Raw genomic sequence first — 12,794 nt, 5'->3', positions numbered from 1 at the left:
CTCAGCCTACCGTGACGACGGTGTCGGAGTTGAAGGCATAGTCCGGAACGTGGAGGTTCGACGGAGCGGGGCCTTTGCGGATGCGCGCGGCGGTGTCGTAGGCCGAGCCGTGGCACGGGCAGAAATAGCCGCCGAACGGGCCTTTGTTCTCACCCTCGCCCGCGCCGAGCGGGACACAACCGAGATGCGTGCAGACGCCCAGCGTGATCAGCCAGTTCTTCTTGCCCGCCTTGGTGCGCTGCTCCAGCGTCTGCGGATCGCGCAACGTCGAGATATCGACCGCGTCGGCTTCCGAGATTTCCTTCGGCGTCAGGTTGCGCACGAACAGCGGCTGCTTGCGGAAGCTGGTCTTGATCGCTTGGCCGGGGAGGATCTTCGACAAGTCGATCTCGGTGGTCGACTGTGCGAGCACGTCGGCCGAGGGGTTCATCTGGTTGATCAGCGGCAGGACGATCGCGACCGCACCGACGCCGGCGAACGAGACGGCTGCAATATTGATGAAATCACGGCGGCGAGGGTCATGGGCCTCTTCGTGAAACGGCTCTGGCGATTCGCCGGGGGGAACCATGTCGTCGACTGTCGCCATTCATCTCGCCCTTGCACGTTATTTTTTTCGTGGCCTGGCGGGGCTTCCGGTTTCGACGAACCATGGCCCACCCTGCCCGACCGTCCCCACGGAGGCTGCGCTTTGATAGACGGCGGGGTGCGGGTTTGCCAACTGCATTTTGCTTTGGGTTACCGCCTTGCTAGGGGGTCGGGGATGAGAATTGCCCTCTATCAGCCCGATATCGCCGGAAATGTCGGCGCGATCCTGCGGACCGCCGCGTGCATGGGGATTGGCGTCGACCTTATCGAACCGATGGGATTCACTTGGAGCGCGAAGGCGGTGGCGCGCTCGGGAATGGATTATGTCGGCGCGGTCGACGTGGTGCGGCATGTCGATTGGGACGCGTTCCTGGCGCAGGTGCAGGGGCGGATCGTGTTGCTGACGACGAAGGGCGCGGTGCGGCTGGATGTCGCCGAGTTTCGCGAGGACGACGTGTTGTTGATGGGGAGCGAGGGGACTGGGGTGCCTGAGGACGTGCATGCGCGGGCTGACGTGCGGGTGCTGATCCCGATGCGGCCCGGGTTGCGATCGATGAACATTTCCGTGGCGACGGGGATCGTTGCGGCGGAGGCGTTGCGGCAGACGGGCGGCTGGCCGAGCTAATCCTCCCCGGCACGGGGAGGGGGACCGTTCGGCACCTTTGCCGAAGGGTGGAGGGGGAGCGCCACACACGTCCCAGTGGCCATTACGCAACGGTACGATCGCGGTGAGCCCCCTCCACCATGCTTCGCACGGTCCCCCTCCCCGTTCCGGGGAGGATTTGGTAGGGACCCGCTCATGACCGAACTCGACCCCCAGCAAGCCGCCGCCCGAACCTGGTTCGAATCCCTGCGCGACCGCATCTGCGCGGAGTTCGAGGCGATCGAGCGGGAGGCGGGCTCCGACGCTTCGTTTGAGTACACCCCGTGGAACCGAGTCGATCCGTCGGGCGAACCGGGCGGCGGTGGCGTGATGGGCGTCATGAAGGGGCGCGTGTTCGAGAAGGTCGGCGTCAACGTCTCGACCGTCGGCGGAACGTTCGAGGGCGAGTTCGCCAAATCGATCCACGGCGCGGGCGAGGACCCGCGGTTCTTCGCGACCGGGATCAGCCTGGTCGCGCACATGGCCAATCCGCACGTGCCCGCGGTGCACATGAACTGCCGCTTCCTCAACACCACCAAGCGCTGGTTCGGCGGCGGCGGCGATCTCAACCCGCCCTTGCCGATCCAAGAGGACACGGCGGACTTCCATGCGACGATGAAGGCGGCGTGCGACGCGCATGATCCGGCGCATTACCCGCGCTTCAGGGACTGGGCGGAGACCTATTTCTACATCCCGCACCGGAAAGTCGGCCGCGGCGTCGGCGGGATTTTCTTCGATCATCTCGACGGCGATTTCGAAACCAACTTCGCCTTCACGCGCGATGTCGGCGAGGCGTTCCTCGATGCCTATCCGCGGATCGTGCGGCGGCGGATGGATACGCCGTTCGATGCGGCGGACGAAGCGCGGATGCTCGAATGGCGCGGGCGCTATGCCGAGTTCAATCTCGTCTATGACCGGGGGACCTTGTTCGGGCTCAAGACGGGCGGCAACATCGATGCGATCCTGATGAGCCTGCCGCCTCGCGCGACGTGGTCTTAACCGGGTGGCGCTGATCCCGGTTGCCGACGACGTCCTCGCGACGATCGTCACGACGCTGGAGATGCGGACGCGGCCGCCGCTGCGGCCGAGCCCCGGATCGCGGTTGCGGCTGGTGCGGTGGGAGCGGCCGTCGTTGGAGAAATACCGCGCGTTGTTCCGGCGGGTGGGGAGCCCGTGGCTGTGGTTCTCGCGGCTGGTGATGGCGGACGATGCGCTGGCGGCGATCGTCCATGATCCGGGGATCGCCGTGTATGCGGTGCTCGATCCGGCGGGAATCGAGGTCGGGATGCTCGAACTCGATTTCCGCGAGGCGGGTGCGTGCGAGATTTCGTATTTCGGGCTGATCCCGGAACTGGCGGGGCAAGGTCATGGGCGGTGGTTGATGGCCGAGGCTTGCGCTCGGGCCTGGGCCAAGGGGGTGGAGCGGGTCTGGCTGCATACCTGCACACTCGATCATCCGAGCGCGTTGGGGTTTTATCGGGCGCAGGGATTCGTGGCGGTGAAGCGTACGATCGAGACGTTTCCCGACCCGCGGGCGTCTGGGTTGCTGCCGCCGGAGACGGCGCCGCAGATCCCGTATCTGGCTAAGCGAGCATAGGAAGAAGGCATGTTTCCCCGCGAAGGCGGGGATCCAGACTGGGCTCCCGCCTTCGCGGGAGAACAATAGGCAGGAGGTTTAATGCCTTGGCGAACGCTGAGCTTTGCGCCCTACCTAGCCAAGCGCCGGTAAGCCGAGATCGCGATCAGCGCCATCGCTATACCGGCCGCCATCGCCGCCACCGCAGCGCCGGCATCGACGATCGCCAGCGCGACCGGGTTGCCCTGCCCGCCGTCGCGCAACGCCTTGTCGGCCATCATGAAGGGGGCACCGACGAGCCAGCCGCTGATGTAGCTGAACGCCGCCAGCCCCATGAGCGACAACCCCGCGCCACGGCTGAGTACGAGACTGCGGCGGATCGCGGCCAGCGCACCGAGCGGGGCTTCGGCGAACATCGCCGGGCCGGTCAGCATCGTCCGGCCGAGGATGTACAACCCCGGAATCGCATACAGCAGCAGCCCAGCCCCCGCCGGCAGCGACACGATCACCATTGCCAGCAGGAAGCGCGGGAATATCCGGAGGCAGCGCGTCAACGCCTGCCGCAGGTCGAGATGCTCGCGATCGAGATACAGCGCGTAGAACAACGACGTCCCGAAGAAGCTCGTCACATAGGCGAGCAGGTACCAGCCGCCATGCGCCGCAGCCCAGGTCTGCACCGCATCGGCCCAGACCATCGCCTGGGCCTCGTTGTTGCCGGCCGCCGCGTCGGGCATCGGCGGATCGGGCACGACCAGCGCGAGCGCGAACGCGGGCAGGAACAGGAACGGCGCGGCGATCCGCAGCAACAGGTCGCGGTCGCGCTTGAACAGCGTCCAGGCGTCGGTGAGAACAGTCGCGAAATCAAGCTTCATGAGACGGCGTGTTTCTCTCTGGTCGCGACGTAGAGCTGCGCGGTGAAGACGGCGGCGAGCGCCGTGAAGGCGGTGGTGACGATCGAGCCCGCAACCCCCGCAAGGAAGGCCGCCGTCGTGACGGAACCCGCGCCCAGCACGAGACGGAAGACGATACCCGTGACGGACTGCGCGGCACCGGTGGCGACCAGCAGGACGATGCAGAACAGCACCAGGACGCCGATGATCCGCCACGTCATGCCCTTGGTCAGCTGGATCGACCGACGGATCGCGCCGACACCGAGGCGTTCGTTGAGAATGACCGGATTGAGCAGCACCAGTCGCGCGCCGATCCAGAGCAGGACAAGCAGATAGGCCAGCCCGTAGAGCGCGGTGAAGCTGGCTGCACCGACGCTCGGCGGCGTCATCTGTGCGCTGGAGCCATTGGCGGCAGCGGCGAAGTCAAAACCGGACTGCACCAGAACGACGATCGGTGGCACCGCGAGCAGGAACGCGCCGATCGTCAGCAGGACGGTGATGCCAAGCGCTGGCAGCACGCGCGCGCGTGCCTGACGACTTGCAGACGCGGCATCAACCGCCGGATCGGTCGCGATCGCGATGATCGCGAGTTGCGCCCAGATCATCGCGACGAGCGCACCGATCGTCAGGACTGCGCCGACCAGCATCGAAACCGGATTGGCGCGCGAAGAGAACGCGACGAACCCATCCCGCACGACCGTCGGCAGCAACATGCCGAGCACTCCGATCCGCGCGATCATCCCGGTGCGTCCGTTGAGCACCTCGATAGTGCGATCCCAGACCGTTCCCATCTTCACGCGTACGTTGACTATGCCCGTCGTCGCGCCTGTCGTCGCCATGCCTGTGCTCCCGCCATTCCCGTTCCTGCGCGGACTAGCCCAAGCCCCCGCGCTTGACCACATGGTTGAAACGCTCGCCGCGGTTGCAACTTCGGATGCGGGTGCGCAATTGGGATCGGTGACCAACCCTCCCCTCTCCGATATCGAATGGCGGACCAGCGCCGGCCTTACCCCTTACGCGGATGCACTGGCCGAGATGGAGGCGCGCGCGGTTGCCGTCGGCACCGGTGACGCGCGCGAACTGCTGTGGATGCTCGAGCACCCGCCGGTCTACACCGCCGGCACCAGTGCGGAGCCGGGCGACCTGATCGACGCGCGCTTTCCGGTGATCCCGACCGGGCGCGGCGGCAAATATACGTATCACGGGCCGGGGCAGCGGATCGGCTATGTCGTGCTCGACCTCACCAAGCGCGGGCGCGACGTGCGGTGCTACGTCCACGCACTCGAATCCTGGGTGATCGCGGCGCTGGGCGAACTCGGCGTCGAGGCGTTCGCGGTCGATGGCCGGGTCGGGATCTGGACACTCGATCGGGGTCGAGAGGCCAAGATCGGGGCGATCGGCGTGCGGGTGAAGCGCTGGGTGACGCTCCATGGTTTCTCGGTCAACGTCGACCCCGACCTGTCGCACTTCGGTGGCATCGTGCCCTGCGGCCTGCCGGAATACGGCGTTACCAGCCTGCAATCGCTCGGCATTCCGGCCGACCTTGCAACCTTAGACGCCGCCCTGGCGTTGACGGCCGATGCTTTCCTTGAAACAGTTTCTTGTCCTTGAGAAAACGAGGCTTGAGGGCAAAGCGTTATCGGATTAATGTCCACTACGATTTGGGTATTAAGGGCGAGCAGCCAGCCAAATCCTCTATCTAGGGAGCTTCCACATGCGTGCACTCATTTCCAAGGTTCTGACCGGTTCGCTGATCGCCAGCGCAGCACTCGCTGTTTCGGCTTGCGGTCCCAAGACCGAGACCACGACCGACAACACGATGGTCACCGACATGAACGCCACTGAGGGCATGGACACGATGTCCGACAACATGACCGCAGTCGACGGCGCGTCGAACGCTGGCATGATGGCCAACGACACCATGATGGCGAACGACACGATGATGTCGAACGACACCATGATGACGAACAACGCGATGACCACCAACGCAATGTAATTTCCGCAAGGAAACTACGACGTTGTGGAGGGCCGCCCGGGCAACCGGGCGGCCCTTTTCGTTATTGGCGAAGTGCTGTGGTTTCGACGGTCGCAGCACGTGCGGCCGCACCCTCTATTGGGCACTCTACGGCACCCCCACGGCATCGTCGTCGAGCGATCGTTTCGGCGCCGACGGATTTCTGCCGTTCCCACCCGGCAACGGCGTCGGACGACGGGTCGAAAAGGTTAAAATCGCTTGGGAGTTTCACGGAAACGCTTTAGATTCGATCACTTGGAATGCCCTGGGGAGGTTGGAATGAAGGTGTTGCGTACCGCGCTCGCGCTTTGCGTGGCGTCGAGCGGGCTCGCTGTGGCGCAGTCGGCGTCGGCGCAGTTCTTTTTACAGTCGCGCGATTTCTCGGGTGCAGCCGTCACCGGTGAAGAATCCGACCTTGGTCAGGCCCTGCCCGGCGCGACTTCGGCGGAAATGCGGGCGGCGTTGGTATGGCACATGCGCGCGGCGCTCAACGTCGCTGCGTTGCAGTGCCAGTTCGAACCGACTTTGCTGACCGTGCCGAACTATAATTCGATCCTGGCCGATCACGGCGAGGAGTTAAAGGGGGCCTTCGACACGCTCACCAAATACTTCCTGCGCGTGAACAAGGCGGCCGGCCCCAGGGCGGGTCAGGGCGCGCTCGACCAGTTCGGGACGCGGACCTATTCGAGCTTCGCCACCGTGGCGGCGCAGTACGGCTTTTGCCAGACCGCAGGGTCGATCGGGCGTGATGCGGTGTTCGCACCGCGCGGTCATTTCTTCGAGGTCGCACTCGCCCGCTCGCGCGAGTTACGCAACAGCCTGATCCCGTGGGGCGAGCAGCGCTTTCCCCGGTACATCGGTCGCGAACGGGGAGCACCAATGATGATCCGCCTCGATCCGATCTGCTGGAACAAGAAGGGCGAATGGGTCGTGAAGAAGTGCGGCGCGCAGAACTGGCCGCCGGTCGGCATGGGTATGGCGACGCGGTAAAGGTTGGCTTGGGGGGCGTGACTTCATTGCCCCCCGTCACCCTAGCGAAAGCTGGGGTATCTTGCGGATCAGATGACGGACGTCACACGGGGATATCCCAGCTTTCGCTGGGATGACGGACTAGGGGTGCCGTTTTTTCCAGACTCGCACGTCGTACCGCAGACCGATCAGCGCAGGCCGAGCAGCTTGTGCGTCTGGAGCGACAGTCGCCATTGCGGGCGTTCCATGACGAGGTCCACGCACGCCTCGCGGTTCGCATCCGCTCGCGGATCGTCGAGCGGCTGGAGCAGGAAGTTCTCGAAATCCCAGGTCTCGACCTCTTCGATGTCGCTGCCCGGCTGCGGCCAGACGAGCTTCAGTTCGTGCCCGGCGCGCTGGACGACGATGCTGCCGGCCTTGGGGCTGATGCAGATCCAGTCGATTCCCGGATGCGCCGGGATCGTGCCGTTGCTTTCCATCGCAATGCGGAAACCCTGCTCATGCAACGCATCGACGATAGCGTCGTCGATCTGGAGCATCGGCTCTCCACCGGTCAGGACGACGAAGCGATCGCGCTCGCCCTCGCCCCAAAAGCCCGCGACCGCTGACGCCAAGGCTTGCGCGTCGGCGAACTTGCCGCCGCCCAGCCCGTCGGTGCCGACGAACTCGGTATCGCAGAACTTGCAGACCGCGGTGGCGCGATCCTGTTCACGGCCCGACCATAGGTTGCAGCCGGCGAACCGGACGAACACCGCGCGGCGACCGGCGTTGACGCCCTCACCCTGCAACGTGAGAAACATTTCCTTGACGGCGTAGCTCATGTCAGGCCGGCTTGACGGCGTAGCGCGTCGGATCGGCGATCCCGGCTTCGTCGAAGCCGCGCGAACGCAGGCGGCAGCTGTCGCACTCGCCGCAATGCTCACCGGCGGGCGTCGGATCGTAGCACGACCAACTGAGGCCCAGATCGAGGCCCAGACGTGTGCCTTCGCGGACGATATCCGCCTTGGTCATCATCTGAAGCGGTGCCTGGATGCGAAACGGTTCGCCTTCGACGCCGGCCTTGGTCGCGAGTTCGGCGAGGCCTTCGAAGGCGGCGATGAACTCGGGGCGGCAATCGGGATAGCCGGAGTAATCGAGCGCGTTGACGCCGATATAGATGTCGCGCGCGCCCGCCGCCTCCGCCCAGCCAAGCGCGAGGCTGAGGAAGATCGTGTTGCGTGCAGGGACGTAGGTGACGGGAATGCCACCGCCGTCTTCGGTACCAGCGCCGTCCTTCGGCACGTCGATGTCGGCGGTCAGCGCGGATCCGCCGAACGCGGACAGGTCCATCGGCAGGACGATGTGGCGCTCGGCACCGAGTGCACTGGCGACCCGGCGCGCTGCGTCGAGTTCGATCCGGTGACGCTGGTTATAATCGAACGACAGCGCGAGCACGCGCTGGCCGGCTTCGCGCGCAAGGGCGGCGGATACCATCGAGTCGAGCCCGCCCGAGACGAGGGCGACCGCAAAGGGAGCAGGGGATGTCATGATGCGTGTTCGCTAGGCCAGCGAGCGCAAAAAAGAAAGGGGCCGCCCGGCGGAGCGGCCCCGAGTTTGGCGCGGACACGCGCCACAAGGGAGAAAACGTGCTGAATAAGAGCACGTGACCGAAGATAGCGGCGAGGCGTAAAAACGCCGTTAACGCGCACTTCCCCTCTCCCCCGGGGGGAGAGGGAGGGAGGAGCCGTAGGCGACGGAAGGGTGAGGGGTAGTTGGGACTAGTGTCCTGAGCCTCACGCCCCTCACCCTCCCACGACTACGTCGCGGGCCCCTCCCTCTCCCCTGTAGGGAGAGGGCTTAGTCCTCCACCGCCACCGGGAACTTGGTCGCGCAGAATGCACAGTCGACGATGATGAAGCCGGACTCATCCGCCATCGACTGGCGCTCTTCCAGGGGAAATTTCGAAATCACGCCTCGGATGTAATCCGGATCGCAGCGGCACCCGCGCATGATCGGGATGTCGGCGAGGATGCGGACGTCCTCCTCCTCGTTGAACAGGCGCCAGACGAGCGTCTCCAGCGGCAACGTCGCATCGGTGAGTTCATCGACGCCCATCGTGTTGCCGAGCGTGGCGACATGCTCCCATTCCGGATGATCGAGCTTGGTATGCAGGCGTTCGCGCCCGTCCTCGCCTTCGGGGAGATGCTGGAGAAACAGCCCGCCCGAGATGCAGCGACCGTCGGGGCCCTTCGCCATCCCGGTGCGGATCATCGTCGGAATCTGTTCGGACTGCGTGAAATAGCTCTGCGCGGCCTGCGACAGCGTGTCGCCGTCGAGGGGGACGATGCCCTGATAGCGCTCGTTGCTGGTCGCCATGTCGAACGTGATCGCGAGATAGCCGGCGCCGAACAGCGCGAACAGCGATGGCTCGGCAGGCGCTTCGGCGAGCTTGTCGGCATCATATTCGATGTAGCCGCGCACTTCGCCGCCGCGGTAGTCGCAGACGAGCAGTTGGACGACGCCGTTGTCGGTGCGCGTCTGCATCGTCAGCTGGCCGCTCGAATCCTTGAGCGTCGAACCGATCAGCGCGGCGAGCGTGAGCGCCTCAGCGAGCAGCTTCTCGATCGCGGGCGGATAGGCGTGCGCGGCAAGCACTTCGTCGAGCGCGGTGCCGAGCCGCACGATCCGGCCGCGTGCACTGCGCGTCGGGATCGCGAAAGCCAGCGCACGGTCGAGATCGGTCACGTTGGGATCGAATTTTGGCGTATCGTTCATCGTCCGCCAGATGGTGACCCTGCCCGTTCAGGTCAACCGATCTGCCCGAAGCACCAGCGCAGGACCGACTTCTGCGCGTGGAGCCGGTTCTCGGCCTCCTGCCAGATCAGCGACTGCGGGCCGTCGATCACCTCGGGCGTGACCTCCTCACCGCGATGCGCAGGCAGGCAGTGGAGGAACTTCGCGTCGGGCTTGGCAAGCGCCATGAGCGTCGCGTCGACCTGGTACGGGGTGAGCGCCTTCAGCTTCGCATCGGCATGCGCCTGACCCATCGAGATCCAGGTGTCGGTGACGACGATGTCAGCGCCTTCGACCGCCTCGCGCGGGTCGGCCACGACGCGGGCCCGACCCGACGACCGCGTGATGGCCTCTTCTTCCGGCTGGAATCCCTGCGGGCAGGCCGCGACGACGTCGAACTGCATCAGCCCGGCGGCCTCGACGATCGAGGCGAGCACGTTGTTGCCGTCGCCAAGCCACGCGATCTTGAGGCCGGGCAGCGACTTGCCGCTTTCGATGATCGTCAGCAGGTCGGCCATGATCTGGCACGGATGCGACGCGTCGGTCAGGCCGTTGATGACCGGGACGGAGGCGTAGTGCGCCATTTCCTCGATCTTGGCGTGATCATCGGTGCGGATCATGATCGCGTCGACATAGCCCGACAGGATGCGCGCGGTGTCGGCGATCGACTCGCCGCGACCGAGTTGCATCGAGCCGCCGTCGGATACGATCGAGGTGCCCCCGAGCTGCCGGATCGCCATGTCGAACGAGAATCGCGTGCGGGTGGAGCTCTTCTCGAAGACCATCGCGAGCGTGTGGCCGGCAAGCGGCGCATCGGCATCGGTGCGGCCCTTGGGGAAACCGGCGCGCGCTGCCTTGCGGTCGAGTGCATCGGACAGCATCGCGGCGATGCCGTCGGCGCCGGCGTCGGTGAGATTCAGGAAATGGCGGATGGTCAAAGCATCGGCTCCAGTCATGCAGGCCGTTATTCGGTAAAACCGTTCGTCCTGAGTAGGGGCTGAGCGAAGCCGAAGACCCGTATCGAAGGGTCTGGTACCGAAGGTCGCGCCCGGTATCGGCGGGCCCTTCGATACGCCATTTCGGCTTCGCTCAATGGCTACTCAGGATGAGCGGCAGATTTCAATCGTCGGCAGCGGGTACGTAGACGCGCGCGGCGGTCGACAGCTTGTCGATGCACTCGGCGATATGACTCTCGTCGATCACCAGCGGCGGCAGGATTCGAACGACGTTCTCGCCCGCCGACACCAGCAGCAGATTGTGATTGTCGCGCGCGAACGCGACGAACGCACGGCTGTCGCTCTTGAGCTTCAGCCCGAGCATCAGCCCGGTGCCGCGGACGCTGTCGAACAAATGATCGTGGTTGGGGATCATCTGTTCGAGCCCCTGCCGCAACCGATCGCCCATCGCCGTGACGTTGTCGAGGAACCCGTCCTCGAGCATCACGTCGAGGATCGCCTCGCCGGCCGCCATCGCCAGCGGATTGCCGCCATAGGTCGAACCGTGCGTGCCGGCGACCATGCCCTTGGCCGCTTCCTCGGTCGCGAGGCAGGCGCCCAGCGGGAAGCCACCGCCGATACCCTTGGCGACCGCCATGATGTCCGGCGTGATGCCGTACAGTTCGTGCGCGAAGAACTTGCCGGTGCGCCCATAGCCGCACTGGACCTCGTCGAGCACCAGCAGCAAGCCGTGCTCGTCGCAGGCTTTGCGCAGACCGGTGAGGAACTCGTGGCTCGCCTGGCGGATGCCGCCCTCGCCCTGGATCGGCTCGACCAGGAAACCCGCGGTGTTGTCGTCGATCAGCGCGAGTGCGCCTTCGAGATCGTTGAACTTCGCATAGGCGAACCCCGGCAGCAGCGGCTCGAACCCGTCGCGCATCTTGGCCTGGTTGGTCGCCGAGATCGCGCCCAGCGTACGCCCGTGGAACGCGGTGTCGAACGTGATCAGCGTATGCCGCTGGGGGTTGCCGTTGGCGAAGTGATAGCGCCGCGCGGTCTTGATCGCGCACTCGACCGCCTCGGCGCCCGAATTGGTGAAGAACACGGTGTCCGCGAAACTGTTGTCGACAAGGCGCTGCGCGAGATGCTCGCCCTGCGGCGACCCGTACAGGTTCGACACGTGCATCAGCGTCGCGGCCTGCTCGGCGATCGCCTTGGTCAGATGCGGGTGACCATGACCGAGCGCGTTGACCGCGATACCGCTGGCAAAATCGAGATACTGCTGGCCGTCTTCGCCGAAGAGGTACGCGCCCTCGCCTCGGACCGGACGCACGCCACACCGCGGGTAGACGGGCATGAGCGGGGTGATGGTCACGACGGCAAGCTCCTTCAAACAGCGAGGGCGACCCTTAGCGGCCGCCCGAACCGCCTGATACGAGCGCGCGCCGCCGGGAGCAACACCGCTTGCATCACCCACCAAAGCTGACCGAGATTATATCGCCGTCGCCCTGTCGCATCACCCTAAACAAGCGCATGCATCGGAAGACGCGGCACCAGGATCCTGTGTGCTTTGATTCGATTCGAATGACCTCGTCGAAGTACAGGGGAGCTAATCATGATCAAACTTACAATCGGCGTAGCATTGATATCGACCGCGATATCGCCGGTAGTCGCGCAAGACGTCCTGTCGGGTACTTGGAAGGGTGATATCAGTGCCAGTCAATTGTCCACCAAACCTTCCAGCACGTTGATAGACAAGGGACTATATACCTGCGCCACGTGCAAGCCGATGGTCAAGGTCGTCGCCGACGGTGGCTGGCATGCGGTGGCCGGACAGCCCTATTACGATGAAATGTCGGTGACCGTGGTCGATCCGGCGGTCGTGAAGTACGCGACGAAGAAGGGCGGCAAGATCGTCAGCGAAGCGACCGAGACGGTGTCTGCCGACGGAAAATCGATTGCGACGGCATTCAGCGAGACGGTGGGCACGACCGGCGTCCCGATCACCGGCACGTCGGTCAGCGATCGCGTTGCCCCCGCCCCTGCCGGCGCGCATGCCACGTCGGGCTCTTGGCGCCAGACCAAGGATGCGCAGGTGTCCGACAGCGGGCTGACGTTCACGTTCGCGCAGGTCGGCAAGGTCGTGAGCTATTCGACGCCGATCGGCATCTCGTTCGCCGCGACGATCGGCGGTCCGGCAGTGCCGGTGACGGGCGATCCGGGCTGGACGACCGTGTCCCTGACGCAGCCCAGTGCCCGCACGTTGCACGAGACCGATATGTTCGAAGGCAAGGTGACCGGCAAATTCCTCATGACGGTCTCGCCCGACGGCAAGACGATGACGATCGACGTCAACGACATCAAACGTGGGAAGACGTCGACGCTAGTCGCCTACAAGCAATAGGTGATC

The 12,794-nt window shown here is 65.0% G+C and carries 15 protein-coding genes; 7 read left to right on the top strand and 8 right to left on the bottom strand.

The annotated features are described in order from the left end of the window. Position 1: 1 nt before the first annotated feature. On the bottom strand, positions 2-568 hold the full coding sequence (gene petA, locus C8J25_RS10945; RefSeq protein WP_056489394.1) for a ubiquinol-cytochrome c reductase iron-sulfur subunit: 567 nt from the start codon (positions 566-568) through the stop codon (positions 2-4). A gap of 192 nt (positions 569-760) precedes the next feature. Between petA and C8J25_RS10940 the strand changes: the two genes are divergently transcribed. The 3 genes from C8J25_RS10940 (at position 761) to C8J25_RS10930 (ending at position 2,825) form a co-directional block, all read left to right on the top strand. Next, positions 761-1,210, top strand: a complete 450-nt coding sequence (locus C8J25_RS10940; protein WP_107954457.1) for a tRNA (cytidine(34)-2'-O)-methyltransferase — start codon at positions 761-763, stop codon at positions 1,208-1,210. A 174-nt stretch (positions 1,211-1,384) separates the two neighbouring features. Next, on the top strand, positions 1,385-2,227 hold the full coding sequence (gene hemF, locus C8J25_RS10935) for an oxygen-dependent coproporphyrinogen oxidase (protein ID WP_107954456.1): 843 nt from the start codon (positions 1,385-1,387) through the stop codon (positions 2,225-2,227). A gap of 4 nt (positions 2,228-2,231) precedes the next feature. After that, entirely contained in the window at positions 2,232-2,825 is a 594-nt protein-coding gene (locus C8J25_RS10930; RefSeq protein WP_107954455.1) for a GNAT family N-acetyltransferase, read from the top strand. A 110-nt stretch (positions 2,826-2,935) separates the two neighbouring features. Here the strand turns inward: C8J25_RS10930 and C8J25_RS10925 are convergent, their stop codons facing one another. Together C8J25_RS10925 and C8J25_RS10920 are read right to left on the bottom strand one after the other, a co-directional pair. Continuing rightward, positions 2,936-3,676 (bottom strand): hypothetical protein, encoded by a 741-nt coding sequence (locus C8J25_RS10925; RefSeq protein WP_107954454.1) that lies wholly within the window; start codon positions 3,674-3,676, stop codon positions 2,936-2,938. After that, complete coding sequence (locus tag C8J25_RS10920; RefSeq protein WP_107954453.1) at positions 3,673-4,533, bottom strand: hypothetical protein; 861 nt, start codon at positions 4,531-4,533, stop codon at positions 3,673-3,675. The genes C8J25_RS10925 and C8J25_RS10920 overlap by 4 nt, the downstream gene beginning before the upstream one ends. Here C8J25_RS10920 and lipB point away from each other — a divergent pair. The 3 genes from lipB to C8J25_RS10905 all read left to right on the top strand — a co-directional run bounded on the left by lipB (position 4,499) and on the right by C8J25_RS10905 (position 6,698). Beyond that, positions 4,499-5,305, top strand: coding sequence for a lipoyl(octanoyl) transferase LipB (lipB, locus tag C8J25_RS10915; RefSeq protein WP_244186990.1), 807 nt, complete (start codon positions 4,499-4,501; stop codon positions 5,303-5,305). The two genes, C8J25_RS10920 and lipB, sit on opposite strands and share 35 nt — an antisense overlap. A 103-nt stretch (positions 5,306-5,408) precedes the next feature. Further along, positions 5,409-5,690 carry a hypothetical protein gene (locus C8J25_RS10910; RefSeq protein WP_107954451.1) on the top strand — a complete coding sequence of 94 codons (282 nt, stop codon included), beginning with the start codon at positions 5,409-5,411 and terminating at the stop codon, positions 5,688-5,690. A 297-nt stretch (positions 5,691-5,987) separates the two neighbouring features. Further along, positions 5,988-6,698, top strand: a complete 711-nt coding sequence (locus C8J25_RS10905; protein WP_107954450.1) for a hypothetical protein — start codon at positions 5,988-5,990, stop codon at positions 6,696-6,698. A gap of 167 nt (positions 6,699-6,865) precedes the next feature. On the opposite strand, the gene queE is transcribed toward C8J25_RS10905, so the two are convergent. The 5 genes from queE to C8J25_RS10880 form a co-directional block, all read right to left on the bottom strand. Then, positions 6,866-7,498, bottom strand: a complete 633-nt coding sequence (gene queE / locus C8J25_RS10900; protein ID WP_107954449.1) for a 7-carboxy-7-deazaguanine synthase — start codon at positions 7,496-7,498, stop codon at positions 6,866-6,868. Between the two features lies 1 nt (position 7,499). After that, positions 7,500-8,204 carry a 7-cyano-7-deazaguanine synthase QueC gene (queC, locus tag C8J25_RS10895; protein WP_107954448.1) on the bottom strand — a complete coding sequence of 235 codons (705 nt, stop codon included), beginning with the start codon at positions 8,202-8,204 and terminating at the stop codon, positions 7,500-7,502. 309 nt (positions 8,205-8,513) lie between these two features. Next, on the bottom strand, positions 8,514-9,431 hold the full coding sequence (gene hslO, locus C8J25_RS10890) for an Hsp33 family molecular chaperone HslO (RefSeq protein WP_107954447.1): 918 nt from the start codon (positions 9,429-9,431) through the stop codon (positions 8,514-8,516). Positions 9,432-9,463: 32 nt separating this feature from the next. Next, positions 9,464-10,405, bottom strand: coding sequence for an ornithine carbamoyltransferase (gene argF / locus C8J25_RS10885; RefSeq protein WP_208622574.1), 942 nt, complete (start codon positions 10,403-10,405; stop codon positions 9,464-9,466). A 163-nt stretch (positions 10,406-10,568) separates the two neighbouring features. After that, positions 10,569-11,759, bottom strand: a complete 1,191-nt coding sequence (locus tag C8J25_RS10880) for an aspartate aminotransferase family protein (protein ID WP_107954563.1) — start codon at positions 11,757-11,759, stop codon at positions 10,569-10,571. Between the two features lie 240 nt (positions 11,760-11,999). Between C8J25_RS10880 and C8J25_RS10875 the strand changes: the two genes are divergently transcribed. Next, entirely contained in the window at positions 12,000-12,788 is a 789-nt protein-coding gene (locus tag C8J25_RS10875) for a hypothetical protein (RefSeq protein WP_107954446.1), read from the top strand. Positions 12,789-12,794 lie beyond the last annotated feature (6 nt).

This window comes from Sphingomonas faeni (assembly GCF_003053745.1).
Taxonomy (GTDB): domain Bacteria; phylum Pseudomonadota; class Alphaproteobacteria; order Sphingomonadales; family Sphingomonadaceae; genus Sphingomonas; species Sphingomonas faeni.
Note: the sequence above shows the minus strand (reverse complement) of the source record. Positions and strands in the feature narration are given on the sequence as shown.